Consider the following 16508-nt stretch of genomic DNA (forward strand, 5'->3'; position numbering starts at 1 on the left):
GACCGCCTCGTTACCGCTTCGGTGTGTCGGATCCGATATAGGCTCCGGCCGCGTCCAGGACGAACCGCATGCGGGTGCCACCGCCCGGCCGGGAATGCGCGGTGAGCTCGCCCCCCTGGGCGCGGGCCAGGCTGCGGGCGATGTAGAGGCCGAGCCCCACACCGCCGAACCGCCGCCGGTCACCGCTGTCGGCCTGGACGAACCTCTCGAAGACCCGCTCGCGATCCTCCGGCGCGATGCCCACCCCCTCGTCCTCGACCGCGACCACGACCCGGCCGTCCTCCCGTCGCGCGTGCACCCTGATCAGGCCGCCGTCCGGCGAGTACTTGAAGGCGTTCTCCAGAAGCTGGCCGAGCAGGATGTCGGTGGCCAGCGCGTCACCGTCCACCGGCGGCAGGTCGCCCGGGATGTCCACCTCCACCTGGTGGCGGTCGGACAGCACGGGCAGCCCCAGCGTCGCCGCGCGCAGGCGCTCGCCGAGGTCGAAACTCTCCAGCCGGATCTTGAACTTCTCCGCGCCGGCCCGTGCCCCGAGCAACAGGTGGTCCATGAGCTGCCCGAGGGCCCGCGACCGCTCGGCGATGGTGCGCACGGCGGCGCGCCGCTCGGCGTCGGTCAGCTTGTCCCAGCGCGCGTCCAGCGTGCCCGCGAATCCCTGCACCACCGTGATCGGGGTACGCAGCTCGTGGCTGGTGGTGGCGAGGAACAGGTCCTTGGCCTCCTCCAGTTCCTTGGCCCGGGTGACGTCACGGAAGTCCACCACGACCTCGCCGGTCTCGCCGATCTCGGCGCTCACCACGTCCAGCCAGCGCCCCGACGGGAGCTGCGTGGTGAGCTTCTCGCCGGGAGCGGGCAGCGGGAACGGCGGCCGCCCGCCGATCACCCGCGCCGCGGGAACGCCGGTGAGCTCCTCGGCCGCCGGGTTCCACTGGGTGACCAGCCCGGCCCGGTCCAGCACCGCGATGCCGTCCGCGCTGGCGTCCACGACGGCGCGCTCGTGCGCCCGCTGCCGCACCACGTCCTGGTAGGCCATCGCGTTGGCCAGGGCGATGCCCGCGTGGCCGGCCAGTAGCTCCAGCAGCTCCAGCTCGACGTGCCCGGCCGTGTGCTCGGCGAACAGCGCGTACAGCGCCCCGTACGGCCGGCCGCCCACAGCGGCGACGCCGAGGGCGATGGTGTGCAGGCCCGGCAGCTTCGACCAGATCAGCTCGTCCAGCATCGCGTGGTCGCCGGTCTCCAGCAGCACGGTCTTGCCGGTGCGCAGCAGCTTGCCGACCAGGCTGGTGCGCAGGTCGGCGGTCGCCCCCTTGAGCCCGCCGGGCAGACCGTGCGTGCTCACCAGCCGCAGCCGCTCGTCCTCGATCAGCACGAAGCCGCCCGCGTCGGCGCCGGTCAGCTCGGTGAGGCTCGCCGCGATGCGGTCGAGGACCGGCTCCAGCTCCAGCTCGGCGTTGATGCCGGCGACGACATCGGTGAGCCGCCGCACCAGCATCGTCCTGCGGGCGGCCCGTTCCCGGGCGGCCACGTCCCCCCGCGTGGGGTGGTGGACGGTCACGTACCCGAGCAGCGCGCCCGCCTCCGACCGCAGCGCGCTGATGTCCACGCCGACCTCCAGCGCCGAACCGTCGCTGTGCAGGCGGCGGGTCCGCAGGGAGACCGGCCCGCCGGTGCGCACCCGTTCCAGCACGGCGTTGAGCTCGGCCACGAGCTCCTCGGGGACCAGCGGCGCCCGGCGTCCCACCATGTCGGCCGCCCGATGGCCGAACAGGCGCTCCGCGGCGGGGTTCCACGCCAGTACGGTAAGATCACGATCGAGGACCACGACGGCATTGGGCGAGCTCGCGATGACGGCGCGGGCGAGACCGTCATCGGGGTTGTCTCCCCAGTCGTCACTCATGCCCCCATCGTGCCTGTTTTCGGCACCGCGTCTCGGCACTTTCGATGTGCGAATCGTCGCATTCGGCCCACCCGCCGGGGACATGCCCGCCACGGCCGCCACCACGGCCGATGGCCGGGCTCCCTCCAGTACGCTGCCGATAGGCGAGAGGGGTAGGCCATGACGACAGGGGATCTCGAGGCCCTGGTGCGGGTGACCGCTCCCGGCTATGTGGGCGAGACCCCACCCGACGTGGCCTTCGGCACGACCGACAGCCCGGTGGGCCCGCTGGCGCTCGCCGTCACCGCGCGCGGTGTCGCGGCGTGCAGCTACGAGAACGAGCACGTCGTCTTCGCCCGCGTCTCGCGCGAGATCGGGTCGTTCATCGGCCCCGACCCGCGCCGGCTCGACCCCGTGCGCCGGGAGCTGGACGCCTACTTCGCCGGGCGGCTGCGGGCGTTCAGCGTCCTGGTGGACCTGCGGCTGGCCACGCCGTTCGCGCGCACCGTGCTGCAGATGACGATGGCGATCCCGTACGGCAGCGTCACCACGCACCAGGAGATCGCCGATCGCATCGGCCGGCCGCAGGCGCTGCGCGCCGTCGGCAACGCTCTGACGGCCAACCCGGTGTGCGTGATCGTCCCGTGCCACCGGGCCGTCGAGGCTCCCGGCCGCCCCGGAGGGTACGCCGGCGGGCCCGCCGCGAAAGAGCACCTGCTCCGCCTGGAAGAGGCCGAGTACGGGCGCCCCCGGAACGTCTAGGCGACCGGCGCGTCCGTGGGAGTGACCGCACGGTCGCGGACGCGGCGGCGCGGCAGGGCGACCAGCAGCGTCACCAGCGCCGACACGATGAACGCCGCCAGCGCGGCGTTCATCCACGGCTGCCGCTCGAAGCCGATCACCTCGCGCAGCGCCGTCCAGCGCCCGTCCCACCACTCGATCGTGGGCGTCGTGCTGACCAGCCAGTACGCCGCGAACCCGAGCACCCAGGGCACGAGCATGCTCCAGCGGGACGGCGCGTCCTGCGAGGTGTCCCACCGGGCCGACCCGCCCAGCAGGAAGTAGTCGACGGCGAGCACGGCGAACATCGGGACGAACACCGCGCCGATCACGCCGAGGAAGGCGCCGTAGCTGTTCACGTCCACCACCAGCGCGATGCCGGTCGTCAGCACGCCGACGCCCACCGAGAAGACCCGCCGGTCCACCCGGGGCAGCAGGTTCTGCAGCGACATCGCCGTGGAGTACACGTTGGCGAACGACTGGTCGGCCTCGCGCAGCACCAGGATGCCGAAGAACAACGCCCCCAGCGGCACCGCGACGAAGGCGTTCCACACCTTGTCGGGATCATTGCCGACCAGGGCCAGCGCGACCACACCGAGCGACAGGCAGGCCACCTGCGCGATCGTGTACCCGGTGACGACCCCGCCGAAGGCCGCCCGGCCCGACCGGGAGTGCCGCGCGTAGTCGGCCGCCACCGGCACCCACGAGACCGACAGCGCGATCACGTAGTCCACGGCCGGCGCGAAGGCGGTCCAGCTCCCGCCGCCGAGCGGCGGCGCCTCGCGCACCAGCGCGACGGCCAGCCACACCATCGCGACCACCACGCCGGCCGTCACGAACCGGCGCAGCAGGCGGATCGCCCCGAGCGGCCGGATGGTCAGCGCCACCGTCAGCGCGCCCGCACCGATCACCCACGCCGCGTACGGCACCGTCTTGCCGAAGATCGCCTCCGCACCCTTGGCGATCACCCACAGCTCGAACGCCCCCCAGCCGAGCATCTGGACGATGTTCAGCACGGTTGGCACGTAGGACAGCCGCGCGCCGAACAGACCACGCAGCAGCACCATGGCCGGCGCGCCCGTACGAGCCCCCGGCACGGCCGCGAGGCCCACCATGACGGTGCCGATCAGACTGCCGACCACGGCGGCGAGCACCGCGGCACCAAGGCCCAGCGGGGCGTCGCCCAGCGGATTGACGAGGTAGAGAGCCCCGGAGAAGCCGAGGAGGCTCACCCCGAGGTTGGCCCAGAAGGCACCCTGGTCGAAGGCCCCAAGGGTCTTCGGCGGGGCCTGGTCGAGGGTCAGCGGGGCTTCATCGACGACAGACGCCATCACACGCTCCCTACGCCGGCATTACCCGGACAGGTTCAGGCGGTCGGCAGCGGCCTAGCTACCCTCTCAGCCCGGTACCCCGAGCTCCCGCGTCAGATTTCGCGATTTTCGCGCCCTCATCTTGCCGCACCGGAACGCTTCTGGCCACAGGGCGAACCAGTGACGGTCGTCTCACACCTCTCTTACCGTGTACGGCCCGGCGAACCGGACGACGAAGTAGACCGCCGCTCACGTGGCTCTTTGCGGCGGAACAGGTCGCGGTGCTGAGACCACGGTCCTGCGGGGACGCCGGTGGTCCCGTGAGCTGCTAGGCCGTCGGGGGTCAGGCGACGTAGGGGGAGTCGCCGTTCTCGGCGACCATGGGGCGGCCTGCGGCGGCCCAGGACTGCATGCCGCCGCCGACGTTGACCGCCTCGCGGCCGATGTGGTTGAGCCACGCGGTGGCCTGGGCGGACCTGCCGCCGACCCGGCACACGACGTAGACGGGGACCCCGGCGGGGAGCTCGTCCACCCGCTGCTGCAGCGTGCCGAGCGGGATGTGGACGGCCGCCGGGGCGTGGCCCGCCTGCCACTCGTCGGGCTCGCGCACGTCGAGCAGGTAGACATCGTCGGGCACGGCGGCGGCATCGATCTCTGGGACGTTCATGCCGTCCATTGTCGCCGCTCCGGCGCCGTTCCCGCGCCGTCCGTGCGCGCGGAGGGGTCACTTGAGCAGGCGGGAGAGCCGGCGGTCGGCGAGCGGCTTGCCGCCGGTCTGGCAGGTCGGGCAGTACTGCAGCGAGGAGTCGGCGAACGAGACCTCTCTGATCGTGTCCCCGCAGACCTCGCACTGCTCCCCGGTGCGTCCGTGGACGCGCAGGCCGGACTTCTTCTCGGACTTCAGGTCCTTGGCGGCAAGACCGCGTGACCGCTCGACGGCCTCGCGCAGGGTGGTGACGATCGCCTCGTGCAGGTCGGCGACCGCCGCGTCGCTCAGCGAGCCGGCGATCTTGAACGGGGACATCTTGGCGGCGTGCAGCACCTCGTCGGAGTAGGCGTTGCCGATGCCGGCGATGACCTTCTGGTCGCGCAGCAGGCCCTTGATCTGGGTACGGCTGCCGGTCACGATGCCCCTGAGCACCTCGGGGGTGAACTCCGCCGACAGCGGATCGGGCCCCAGGCTCGCGATGCCCGGCACCTCGGCCGGGTCGGCGACGACGTAGACCGCCAGGCGCTTCTGGGTGCCGGCCTCGGTGAGCTCGAACCCCGGCGCCCGGCCGTCGTCGCCGGGCGCGAACCGGAGGCGAACGGCCAGCGGCCCCTTGCCGGGACGCACCGGCCGGGCGCCCGACAGGTCGTCCCGCCAGCGCAGCCAGCCACCGCGCGCCAGGTGGGTGACGAAGTGCAGCCCGTCGCAGTCGAGGTCCAGGAACTTGCCGTGCCGGGCCACCCCGGTGACCGACAGGCCGCCGAGCGCGGTGACCGGCGGCCGCACGGTCTTCAGCGCCTGGAAGGCCACCACGTCCACGCCGGCGACCACCTGGCCGACGGCGTGCTCGCGCAGGAACTCGGCGAGCGACTCCACCTCGGGAAGCTCGGGCATGCCCTCACAGTGCCCCATCGCCGCCGCGCCAACCAAATGGCCGGAACGGCGGCGACGGAGCACCGGAAACTACTTGGTGAGGACGTCCTTGGGGACCGGCTTGTCCTCGGCCAGGGAGGTGAACAGCCGCAGCGCCTTCTGGGTGTCCCACTTCACGACGGCGGCGCCGTTGATCGTCGGCAGCGACCCCACGGGGACGGCCGTGGTGATCGGGTCTCCGCCCATCGCCAGCCCGAGCGACAGCAGGTCGTACACTCCCGTCCCGTCGTCCACCGCGACCGCGTCGGTGGCGCTCGCGGCGAGCGGGAGGGAGCTGAAGGGGTTGAGCAGAACGGCCGGGCTCGCGGCCTTCTTGACCACGGCCGAGAAGAACTGGCGCTGACGCTGGGTGCGGTCGAAGTCGGGCAGCGCGCCGGTCGCGCGGGTGCGGACGTAACCGAGGGCGGTGCCGCCGTCCATGTCCTGGCAGCCCTTCTTCAGGTCGATGCCGGCCTTGGGGTCCTTGATGTTCTGCTTGACACAGATGTTCACCCCGCCGACGGCGTCCACGATGCCGACGAAACCGCCGAATCCGACCTCCATGTAGTGGTCGAGGCGGATGCCGGTGACCTTCTCCACGGTCTTGGCGAGCAGCTTGGGCCCGCCGAAGGCGTAGGCGGCGTTCAATTTGTCGCTGCCGTGCCCGTCGATGGGCACGTAGGAGTCGCGGGGAAGGCTGACCAGGGTCGGCCGGCCGTCGCCGCTCGGCACGTGCAGGAGCATCATCGTGTCGGTGCGCTTGCCGACGGCCCGGCCGGTGGCGAGCTTCTTGCGCTGGGCACGGGTCAGGCCGGCGCGGCTGTCGGAGCCGACCAGCAGCCAGTCCTCACCCGGCGTGGCCGCCGGGCGGCCGTCGTAGTCGGTCAGCGCCTCGACCGTCTTGATGCGGGAGTCGACCCACAGGTACCCGCCGACGCCGAGCACGATCAGCAGCACCAGCAGCCCGGCCAGAATGCGGGCGATCAGCCGTCCGGTGCGCCGGGGACGCCGCGGCGCCTGCGGCCCGCCGTCGCCGCCAGAGCCCCGCGAACCGCCGGAGCCTCCCGAGCCCGCACCCCCCGAGAGGGGGCGGACCGGCGCGTTCCCCGAGCGCGGCTTGCCGTACACCCGGCCGCGACCACGGCCGGCGTCATCGGTGGACGCCGGGGCCGCGGAGGCCGCGCCGAAGGAGCCGAGCACGGTCGCCTCGTCGTCCACTCCGCCGGAGCCGCCGTCGCCGCTCCCGCCCCGCGGCCCCCCGGGGAAGCGGTGCGCGGGCGAACCCGCGGAGTACGCGCCGCCCGCCGGGTCCGCGCCCCGCGCGCCGTAGGCGCCTCCCGCGGCCGGCGGCCCGGCGTACCCGCCTTCGGCGCCTGCCGCCGCAGGGCGCCGGAGCGCCCTGGTCGGTCCCTCCCGGGTCTCATCGGATCCCCCCGACCCGTTTCCCGGCCGATCTCCCACTTGTCCGTCCCCGTCCTGTGCCGAGAGCCTTCTGCCTCGAAGTTACGCCGTCCAGGGCAACGCGGAAGCTCCGTCACCAAGGTTTTCTCCGGTAAAAGTACGCAGAGTCACAGTAAGTCACCAATGTTGATCCCCGGGAAACATTGCCGCAGCCCCGACCGTTAGCGTTATCGACGAACGTCTAACGAAAGGACAGTCGTGTCCGCTCCGGACCCGTGGAGTACCTGCCCGTGCCACGGCACGGGCCCGATCCATACGGAGACGGCAGACCAGTGAGCATGGTTCCAGGTCTGGCCGCCATCCTTCTTCTCACCCTGGCGACCGGCTTCTTCGTCGCCCAGGAGTTCGCGTTCGTCGCCTCCGACCGCGCGACGCTCCGCCAGCAGGCCGCCGACGGCGACTCCGCCGCCGAGCGGGCCCTGAAGGTCACCGGCAGACTCTCGTTCATGTTGTCGGGCGCCCAGCTCGGCATCACCATCACCACACTGCTCGTCGGCTTCATCACCGAGCCCGTCCTCACACCGCTGATCCGCCCCGGCCTGGCAGCCGTGGGCGTGCCGCAGGCCGCCGTCCCGGGCATCGCGGTGACGCTCGGGCTGATCCTCGCCACGATCGTCCAGATGGTCCTCGGCGAGCTGGTCCCGAAGAACTTCGGCATCGCCCGGCCCGAGCCGGTGGCGAAGTGGTTGTCCCGCCCCACACTCGCGTACATGACCGTGGCGGGCCCCGTCATCCGGCTCTTCGACACCGCCGCCGCACGGCTGCTGCGCCTGGCCGGCGTCGAACCGGTGGAGGAGATCGAGCACGGCGCCACTCCAGAAGAGCTGTCGCGCATCATCGCCGAGTCCGAGGCCGCGGGCGAGCTGTCCGGCAGCCTGTCGGACCTGCTGGAGCGCGCGCTGGAGTTCGGCGACCGCACGGCGGAGGACGTCATGGTGCCCCGGCCGCGCGTGGTCTCGCTGCGCGCCGGACGGCCCGCGTCCGACCTGCTGGCGGCCATGCGCTCCTCCGGCCACTCCCGCTACCCCGTCCTCGGCGCCGACGACGGTGACGTCGTCGGCGTGACCGGCCTGCGTGAACTGCTGCGCGCGGGAGCGGGAGCGAGCGAGGTGCCGGTCGAGCGCATCACCATCGCGCCCCTGCTCGTGCCGACCACGCTTCCGCTGCCCGTCCTGCGCGAGCGGATGCGCGTGTCCGGGGCCGAGCTCGCGTGCGTCATCGACGAGTACGGCGGCCTGGCGGGCATCGTGTCCATGGAGGACCTCGCGGAAGAGCTGGTCGGTGAGCTGATCGACGAGAACGACCCCGCGCCGGCCGCCGCGGTCGCCCTGGAGGACGGCGCCTGGGACGTGCCCGGCACCCTGCGGCTGGACGAGGTGGAGCGCGCGACGGGTCTGCGCCTGCCCGAGAGCGAGGACTACGACACCGTGGCCGGCCTGGTCATGGCACGCCTCGGCCGGCTCGCCGAGCCGGGCGACCAGGTCAGCGTGCCCCTGGTGGACGAGCCCGGCCTGCTGGAGGACGACGAGCCCGACGACCGGGCGGTGCTGGTCACCGTGCTGGACGTCCAGCGCAGGGTCCCCGGCCGGGTGCGGCTGGCTCCGCTGACCGCCGGGGCGCCGGCCATGAGCGGTGAGAGCCGATGAGCACCCTGACCGCCCTTCTGCTCGGTGTCGTGCTGCTCCTCGGCAACGGACTGTTCGTCGCGGCGGAGTTCGCCGTGGTCTCGGCCGGCCGGCACCGGCTGGAGGAGGCCGCCGTGGGCGGCGGCCGGCTGGCCAGGGCCGCCGGTCGCGCCGCGCTGCGCAACGGCCGCGAGCTGTCGCTCATGCTGGCCGGCGCGCAACTCGGCATCACGCTGTGCTCGCTCGGCCTGGCCATGGTCACCGAGCCCGCGATCGAGCACCTGCTGGAACCGGTGTTCGGACTCACCGGTCTTCCGGAATCCGTCCGCGTCGGCCTCTCGTACGTCATCGCCCTGGCGGTCATCACGTTCCTGCACATGGTGGCGGGCGAGATGGCACCCAAGTCCTGGGCGCTGACCCACCCCGAGCGGGCCGCGATGAGCCTGGCCCTGCCGTTCCGCGGTTTCACCTGGATCGTGCGGCCGGTCCTCGCCGTACTGAACGGGCTTTCCAACGGCCTGCTGCGCGCCTTCGGCGTGCGGCCGCGCGACGAGCTCGCCACCGCCCGGACGCCGATGCAGCTCGCCATGCTGGTCGGCGAGTCGGCCCGCATGGGCCTGCTCGACCGGGATGAGCACGACCTGCTCACCAGCGCGCTGCGGGTCCAGTCGCAGCCGGTGGAGCGACTGATGGTGCCGATCGAGCGGGCCACGGCCGTGCCGGCCAGCGCGCCCCACGAGGCGGTGCGCCGCACCGCGGCGGCGACCGGGCACCTGCGCCTGCTGGTGAACGACGGCTCCGCCGGGAACGTGCTCGGCGTCCTGCACGTCCGCGACGCCGTCCTGTCCCCGGCGAAGCGTCCGGAGGACCTCATGACGCCCGCTCCGCGCATCCCGGCGTCCACCACCATCCCTGAGGCCGTGACGCGGCTCCAGGAGGCTCACGCCCATCTGGGGCTGGTCACCGAGCGGGACGGAGGGGTCACCGGCATGGTGAGCCTCAGCGATCTCGTCGGCGAGCTGCTGAACACCCGCGCGGCAGGGGCGACCGGCCAGACCCGGCGTGCAAGCCCGCAGAAAGCCGTCTGAAAGCCTGCGCGGCTAGAACATCAGGTGGGCCGGCCACAACGGACGTCACACAGGTTCGCCGGCGCCCGGCGGGACTCGCGTTCCGTCCGGGCGCCGGCGAACCTGTTGATCGGATTCCTCGCGACGCGCGGGTGTCTTGTGCCTCCTGCGGGGTAACGCCCCTCGGGAGGCACCACCAGACCGCGAACCTTCGGGGTTCCCGGGGCGGGCTCCCAGCACCACAGACGCCCGAAGGGACCACATATGACCGCATCAGGCGGTGCCGACGCGAATATCCGGCGGGAAGATTTTTTACCGTGTCCTGCCGGAGCGATGAGATTCCCGGGTTCCCCCCTCGGGAGGAACCCGAAGACCGTCAAGGAAGAAGCCCGGCTCCGGCCGTACGAGGTGCGGGGGACGTCTTCCCGGACCAATAAGAAGATCTCCAGCGAAGGAGTCCTGCTCCGGCCACAGGAGATCCTGGGGTTCCAGGGAGTGTCCTCCTGGAACGATAAGAAGGCCTCCACGGAAGGAGCTTTGCTCCGACCGAGAGAGGCCCGGGAGTTCCAGAGGGTGTCCCCCTGGATTAATAAGAAGATCTCCCGGGAGGGAGCTCCGCTCCGACCAGAGAGGATCAAAGTGGGCGAGGAGGGATTTGAACCCTCACATCCTTTCGGACACACGGACCTGAACCGTGCGCGTCTGCCGTTCCGCCACTCGCCCTTGCTGAGTGCGCTCAAAGGCTAGCACGGATCCGTGCATGCCACCGAACCCGGATACGATCCTCCTAGACGATGGAGGAAGGGAGGTACCCGGTGGGAGTCCTTCAGCGCTTCGAGCGGAGGCTCGAAGGCTTGGTTGAGGGGGCCTTTGCGCGGGCGTTCAAATCTGACCTTCAGCCGGTCGAGGTCGCCAGCGCAGTGCAGCGCGAGATGGACGAGCGCGCCGCGATCGTGGCTCAGGGCCGCACGCTCGTGCCGAACGACTTCGTGGTGGAGCTGTCCACGACCGACAGCGAGCGGCTCGAGGTGTACGCCGACAGCATCGGTCACGAGCTCGCCAACCTCGCCAGGGAGTACGCCAAGGAACAGGGGTACTCCTTCGTGGGACCTGTCCGGGTGCGCTTCGAGACCGCCGATGACCTCGCCGTGGGCCTGTTCCGCATCCGCTCGGGGGTGATCAGGGGCGCGACGGTCGAGCAGGACGAGATCCGCCAGCCCGTCAGCGATCTGCCGCCGAGCAAGCCGAGCGCGTTCGCCGGTCGTCCGCGTCTGCTGGTGTCCACCCAGGACGATCCGCAGGGTCAGCGCTCCTTCGAGCTGACGACCCCGGTGACGCTCCTCGGGCGGGGCACCGATTGCGATCTCCGCCTCGTCGATCCGGGCGTCTCGCGGCACCACGCCGAGCTCAGGGTCGAGGGGCCGACGGTCGCCCTGGTCGACCTCGGCTCCACCAACGGCACTTTCGTCAACGGCCAGCCGGTTCGCCGGATCGAGCTCCAGGACGGCACCCGGGTGACCCTCGGGCGCACGACCCTGGTGTTCCGGCGCGATTGAGGGTAGACAGACGGTCCATGTCCGAGCTCACTCTGCTGCTGATCCGGCTCGCGTTCCTCGCGGTGCTGTGGTTCTTTGTGATTGCCGCGGTGGGAGTGATCCGGACAGACTTGTTCGGATCGAACTCTCCCGCCCCGGCGGCCGCACGCAAGCCTGCCAAACCCGCACGTCAGCCTGCCAAGCCGAAGAAGGGGGAGCCGAAACAACTGGTCGTTACGGGTGGTCCCCTCCAAGGAACCATCATCAACCTCACGGAGACGCCAATCACTATCGGCCGGGCGAATGACGCCACGCTCGTTCTCAGCGACGATTACGCTTCCAGCCGGCACGCCCGGCTGTTCCCCCAGGACGGTCAGTGGATCGTGGAAGACCTCGGCTCGACCAACGGCACCTATCTCGACCGCTCCAAAGTGACCCGCCCGACTCCGGTGCATCTCGGCCAGCCGATCCGCATCGGTAAAACCGTCATCGAATTGCGCAAATGACAATCGCACTCCGCTACGCCGCCCGCTCGGACGTCGGCCTCCTCCGCGAAGGAAACGAGGACTCGGCGTACGCGAGCCCGCGCCTGCTCGCCGTCGCAGACGGCATGGGTGGGCACGCTCACGGTGAGGTGGCCAGTTCGGTCGCCATCACCGCCATGTCGTCCCTCGACAGGGACGCCTCCGGGGGGGACCTGCTCAGCGCCATCGAGGCCGCGGTGCGCGATGCCAATCGCAAGCTGCACGAGATGGTCGGCCGTGATCCCAGCCTCAAAGGCATGGGCACCACTCTCACGGCCATGCTGTGGTCGGGCACCCGCGTCGCCCTCGTCCATGTCGGCGACTCCCGCGCCTATCTGCTCCGCAACGGTGAGCTCTACCAGATCACGCACGATCACACTCTCGTGCAGTCGCTGGTCGACGACGGGCGGATCACTCAGGAGGAGGCCGCGAGCCATCCGCAGCGTTCGATCCTGCTGCGCGCGCTCGACGGCAGCGGCGAGGTCGACCCCGACCTGTCGCTGCGCGAGGCGCAGGTCAACGACCGCTACCTGCTGTGTTCCGACGGCCTGTCCAGCGTGGTCAGCGCCGAGACCCTGCACCACACCCTGACCACGGTCGAGGAGCCTGACGCGGTGGTCAGGCAGCTCATCGACCTGGCCAACCGTGGCGGTGGCCCCGACAACATCACCTGCATCGTCGCCGACGTCGTCGAGATCGAAGAGGGCCAGGTCGTGGCGGGCGACGCCGCGGTCGTGGGCGCGGCCGGGTCGAACCGCCTGCGTTCCCAGCCTCCCGACACGCCGGCGGGACGCGCGTCCACGATCACCGCTCCCCAGCCCGTGATCGTGGACGACGACCTGGACGACGAGCCCGCGGGCGGCCCGGCGGCGAGCGCCGCGGCCGCCCCGCGGCGTATCAGGCGCCGCCGGGCGTGGCCGATGGCCGTGGGGGTCGTCGGGCTTCTGGTGGTGGTCGTGGGTGGCGGCGGCTACTTCGGGTACCGCTGGACTCAGGATCAGTACTACGTCGGCGCCAAGGGCGACGAGCTAGTCTTGTTCCGTGGGGTCGACACCAGCCTCGGACCGATCCAACTGAATTCCGTCGCGCAGAGCACCGGCCTGCTGGTCTCCTCCATCCCCGAACCGGAGCGCGACCAGGTGAAGCGGGGCATTCCGGTGGCCGACCTCAAGGCCGGACAGACGAAGATCAACGACTTGAAGGCCAAGTCGGGCGGCGACCAGAAGGACCAGCCGACCTCGCAGCCTTCCGCTTCCCCTAGCGCCACGGAGTCCTCGTAAGTGAGTAATGCCGTAGACGTCGCGGCCGTCCCCATGACCGCCAAGCGGCGCGGGGCTCAGCTGGTCATGCTCGCCTTCGCCGTCGCCATCGTCATGGTCGCCTACGCCAACGTCGGGCTGGGGATCAACGGCCAGGTCCCGGCGGGCATGCTGGCCTACGGTCTCGGGCTCGGCGGGCTCATGCTGGCGGCCTACTTCGTGCTCGCCAGGTTCGCCCCGTGGGCCGACCCGCTGATCCTGCCGCTGGTGACGCTGGTCAACGGCATCGGCCTGGTGATGATCTACCGCATCGAGCTGTCCGGTCAGCCCGGAGCGTCCGCCGGCAACCAGCTCTTCTGGACCGCGGTCGGTGTCGTCATGTTCTCCGCCACGCTGATCGTGCTGCGCGACCATCGCGCCCTGCAGCGCATGACCTACACCGCGGGGTTCGTGGGGCTCGCTCTGCTCATCCTGCCTCTGGTGCCCTTCCTGGGCCGCGAGATCAACGGTGCGCGCATCTGGGTCGGCATCGGCGGTTTCTCCATCCAGCCGGGCGAGTTCGCCAAGCTGGCCCTGGTCGTGTTCTTCGCCGGCTACCTGGTCGCCAAGCGGGACGTGCTGGCCCTTGCCGGGCGCCGCCTGCTGTTCATCGACCTTCCCCGCGCCCGCGACCTCGGCCCGGTGCTCATCACCTGGGGGGTCAGCGTCGGTGTCCTGGTCTTCGAGAAGGACCTCGGCACCTCGCTGCTGCTGTTCGGCGCGTTCATCGCGATGCTCTACATCGCCACGCAGCGCACCTCGTGGGTGCTGATCGGCATCCTGCTGTTCGTCGGCGGCGCGCTGGCCGCCGGACAGGTCTTCGACCACGTGCAGAACCGCTTCCAGGTGTTCCTCGACCCGAGCGATCCGGCGCTGTACGACAAGATCGGCGGCAGCTTCCAGCTCCTGCAGGGGCTGTTCGCGTTCGGCTCGGGCGGCATCCTCGGCACCGGCCTCGGCCAGGGCCACCCGCGGGAGATCCCGCTGTCGTTCTCGGACTTCATCTTCGCCGCGACCGGCGAGGAGCTGGGCCTGACCGGGCTGATGGCCCTGCTCATGGTCTACGCGCTGATCGTCGAGCGGGGGCTGCGCACCTCCATCGCGGCCCGCGACCCGTTCAGCAAGCTGCTGGCGGGCGGCCTGTCGTTCATCCTCGCGTGGCAGGTCTTCATCATCGTCGGGGGCGTGACCAACCTGATCCCGCTGACCGGCCTGGTCACGCCGTTCATGTCCCAGGGCGGCTCGGCCGTCCTGGCCAACTGGATCCTGATCGCACTGCTGGTGCGCATGTCGGACGCGGCGCGCCGGCCGCCGCCGCAGGCGATCCAGGACGAAGGACTGACACAGGTGTTCCAACGATGAACGGCACGCTCAAGAAGGCCGCGATCGCCTGTCTGCTGATGTTCGGCCTGTTGATGATCAACATCAACTACGTCCAGGCCGTCAAGGCGGACGAGCTGCGTACCGACAGCCGTAACCAGCGCAGCTTCTTCGCGCGCTACGAGAGCGAGCGCGGCCTGATCACCGCGGGCGGCGAGACGCTGGTCAAGTCGGTCGACACCGGCAGGGAGAAGACCTTCCGCTTCCAGCGCAAGTACACCGACGGCCCGGTGTACGCGCCGGTCATCGGGTTCTTCGCCCCCGAGAGCGAGCGCGGCATCGAGGGCACCGAGAACCAGTACCTCAACGGCACCCACCCCGATCTGTTCGTCCGCCGCACCGTGGACATGGTCACCAGCAAGCCGCTGCGCGGCGCGTCGGTCGACCTGACCCTGGTGCCCAAGGCGCAGAAGGTCGCCTACCAGGACATGCAGCGCAGCGGTAAGCGCGGCGCCGTGGTGGCGCTCGACCCCAAGACCGGAGCGGTGCTGACCATGGTGTCGGTGCCGAGCTTCGACCCCAACCCGATCGCCGTGCCGGACCGCGCCAAGGCCGCCCGGGCGTACAACAAGCTGGACGCCGACGACAACGAGCCGCTGATCAACCGGGCCACGCAGAAGACCTACGCCCCCGGCTCGACGTTCAAGGTGGTCACCTCCGCGGCCTATCTCAGCGAGGACGGATCGCGCGACGTCAACACCACCGTGGACGCGCCGGACGTCCTGCCGCTGCCGGGCACCACGATCGTCCTGCGCAACTATCACGGCGAGTCCTGCGGCGGCCGGGCCACCCTCATCGACGCGCTGACGATCTCGTGCAACACCGCGTTCGGCACCATGGCCCTGGAGATGGGCTACGACAAGCTCCAGGAGCAGGCGGCGAAGTTCGGCGTCGGCCAGGAGCTCAGCATCCCGCTGGGCGTCGTCAAGAGCGACATCGGCAAGGACGAGGGCAAGGCCGCGCTGACGCAGACCGCCATCGGGCAGCGCAGCAACCAGATGACCCCGCTGCAGATGGCGATGGTGGCCGCCGCGGTGGGCAACGAGGGCAAGGTCATGAAGCCCTACCTCGTCAACAAGATCGTCACCCCGGACGGCGACGAGATCGAGACCGCCCGCCCCGAGGAGCTCGACGAGGCGGTGACCCCGGACGTCGCCGACAAGTTGCGGCAGATGATGGTCAGCGTGGTGCAGAACGGCACCGGCACGGCGGCCCAGCTCCCGGGCATCACCGTGGCCGGCAAGACCGGCACCGCCGAGACCGCCAAGGGCGCCGCCTCGCACGCGTGGTTCATCTCCTTCGCCCCGGCCGAGGATCCCAAGGTCGCCGTGGCGGTGTTCGTCGAGTCGGGCAGCGCGGGCAACGACGCCACCGGCGGCGCCGTGGCCGCGCCGATCGCGCACGACGTGATGCAGGCGGTGCTCGGGAAGTGAGTTTCGCCGACCGGGTGCTCAACGACCGCTACCGGCTGACCGGGCGCATCGCCGCCGGCGGCATGGGAGAGGTCTGGCGTGCCACCGACCGGCTGCTCGGCCGGGACGTCGCGGTCAAGCTGCTGCGCCGGCACGTGGCCGCCGACCCGGAGTTCCGCGAGCGCTTCCGCAACGAGGCGCGCTTCACCGCGGCCCTGGCCGACCCCCGCATCGCCCAGGTCTTCGACTACGGCGAGCAGGACGACCTGGCCTTTCTGGTGATGGAGCTGGTGACCGGCGAGCCGCTGTCGGCGATCATCGGCCGCAACGGGACGCTCAGCGCCGAGGTGACCCTCGACGTGATCGGCCAGACCGCGCTGGCCCTGCACACCGCCCACCGGGCCGGCATCATCCACCGGGACGTCAAGCCGGGCAACCTGCTGGTCACCGAGGCCGGTCAGATCAAGGTCACCGACTTCGGCATCGCCCGCGCCCTGGAGGGCGCCCGCATGACGATGACCGGCACCGTGCTCGGCACCGCGCAGTACGTCAGCCCCGAGCAGGCGTCCGGCAGCACGCTCACGCCCGCCACCGACCTGTACTCCCTGGGTGTGGTGGC

14 protein-coding genes, 1 tRNA gene and 1 riboswitch are annotated in these 16508 nt (G+C 71.0%); of the genes, 9 read left to right on the forward strand and 6 right to left on the reverse strand.

Annotated elements, in window-relative coordinates; all coding sequences use genetic code 11:
• Positions 1-10 precede the first annotated feature (10 nt).
• On the reverse strand, positions 11-1897 hold the full coding sequence (locus IEY93_RS19020; RefSeq protein WP_189164425.1) for a PAS domain-containing sensor histidine kinase: 1887 nt from the start codon (positions 1895-1897) through the stop codon (positions 11-13).
• Positions 1898-2056: 159 nt separating this feature from the next.
• On the opposite strand from IEY93_RS19020, the gene IEY93_RS19025 reads away from it, so the two are divergent.
• Positions 2057-2638: a methylated-DNA--[protein]-cysteine S-methyltransferase gene (locus tag IEY93_RS19025; protein WP_189164426.1), complete on the forward strand. Its 582-nt coding sequence runs from the start codon at positions 2057-2059 to the stop codon at positions 2636-2638.
• Here the strand turns inward: IEY93_RS19025 and IEY93_RS19030 are convergent.
• The 4 genes from IEY93_RS19030 to IEY93_RS19045 form a co-directional block, all read right to left on the reverse strand.
• Positions 2635-3987: a purine-cytosine permease family protein gene (locus IEY93_RS19030; RefSeq protein ID WP_189164427.1), complete on the reverse strand. Its 1353-nt coding sequence runs from the start codon at positions 3985-3987 to the stop codon at positions 2635-2637. The genes IEY93_RS19025 and IEY93_RS19030 overlap by 4 nt on opposite strands.
• Positions 3978-4088: riboswitch (TPP riboswitch) on the reverse strand. Its footprint overlaps the gene before it by 10 nt.
• A 221-nt stretch (positions 4089-4309) precedes the next feature.
• A complete protein-coding gene (locus tag IEY93_RS19035; protein WP_189164428.1) occupies positions 4310-4642 on the reverse strand; it encodes a rhodanese-like domain-containing protein in 333 nt (110 codons plus the stop codon).
• A gap of 48 nt (positions 4643-4690) precedes the next feature.
• Positions 4691-5569 carry an Fpg/Nei family DNA glycosylase gene (locus tag IEY93_RS19040; protein ID WP_189164429.1) on the reverse strand — a complete coding sequence of 293 codons (879 nt, stop codon included), beginning with the start codon at positions 5567-5569 and terminating at the stop codon, positions 4691-4693.
• 69 nt (positions 5570-5638) lie between these two features.
• Positions 5639-6805, reverse strand: a complete 1167-nt coding sequence (locus tag IEY93_RS19045) for an LCP family protein (RefSeq protein ID WP_229691261.1) — start codon at positions 6803-6805, stop codon at positions 5639-5641.
• 521 nt (positions 6806-7326) lie between these two features.
• Between IEY93_RS19045 and IEY93_RS19050 the strand changes: the two genes are divergently transcribed.
• Together IEY93_RS19050 and IEY93_RS19055 are read left to right on the forward strand one after the other, a co-directional pair.
• Entirely contained in the window at positions 7327-8694 is a 1368-nt protein-coding gene (locus IEY93_RS19050) for a hemolysin family protein (protein WP_307837599.1), read from the forward strand.
• Positions 8691-9761: a hemolysin family protein gene (locus IEY93_RS19055; protein WP_189164431.1), complete on the forward strand. Its 1071-nt coding sequence runs from the start codon at positions 8691-8693 to the stop codon at positions 9759-9761. The genes IEY93_RS19050 and IEY93_RS19055 overlap by 4 nt, the downstream gene beginning before the upstream one ends.
• 619 nt (positions 9762-10380) lie before the next feature.
• Here IEY93_RS19055 and IEY93_RS19060 read toward each other — a convergent pair.
• Positions 10381-10463 (reverse strand) — tRNA-Leu (locus tag IEY93_RS19060).
• A 92-nt stretch (positions 10464-10555) separates the two neighbouring features.
• Between IEY93_RS19060 and IEY93_RS19065 the strand changes: the two genes are divergently transcribed.
• The 6 genes from IEY93_RS19065 to IEY93_RS38290 form a co-directional block, all read left to right on the forward strand.
• Complete coding sequence (locus tag IEY93_RS19065) at positions 10556-11296, forward strand: FHA domain-containing protein (RefSeq protein WP_189164432.1); 741 nt, start codon at positions 10556-10558, stop codon at positions 11294-11296.
• Between the two features lie 17 nt (positions 11297-11313).
• A complete protein-coding gene (locus tag IEY93_RS19070; RefSeq protein WP_189164433.1) occupies positions 11314-11781 on the forward strand; it encodes an FHA domain-containing protein FhaB/FipA in 468 nt (155 codons plus the stop codon).
• Entirely contained in the window at positions 11778-13079 is a 1302-nt protein-coding gene (locus IEY93_RS19075; RefSeq protein WP_189164434.1) for a Stp1/IreP family PP2C-type Ser/Thr phosphatase, read from the forward strand. The genes IEY93_RS19070 and IEY93_RS19075 overlap by 4 nt, the downstream gene beginning before the upstream one ends.
• A 33-nt stretch (positions 13080-13112) precedes the next feature.
• Positions 13113-14459 (forward strand): FtsW/RodA/SpoVE family cell cycle protein, encoded by a 1347-nt coding sequence (locus IEY93_RS19080; RefSeq protein ID WP_189164471.1) that lies wholly within the window; start codon positions 13113-13115, stop codon positions 14457-14459.
• On the forward strand, positions 14456-15910 hold the full coding sequence (locus tag IEY93_RS19085) for a peptidoglycan D,D-transpeptidase FtsI family protein (RefSeq protein ID WP_189164435.1): 1455 nt from the start codon (positions 14456-14458) through the stop codon (positions 15908-15910). The genes IEY93_RS19080 and IEY93_RS19085 overlap by 4 nt, the downstream gene beginning before the upstream one ends.
• The coding region (locus tag IEY93_RS38290) for a serine/threonine-protein kinase (RefSeq protein ID WP_229691262.1) at positions 15907-16508 on the forward strand (602 nt) is incomplete at its 3' end. The genes IEY93_RS19085 and IEY93_RS38290, both read left to right, overlap by 4 nt.

This window comes from Sphaerisporangium melleum, from assembly GCF_014646695.1.
In the GTDB taxonomy this organism is placed as follows: Bacteria; Actinomycetota; Actinomycetes; order Streptosporangiales; family Streptosporangiaceae; genus Sphaerisporangium; species Sphaerisporangium melleum.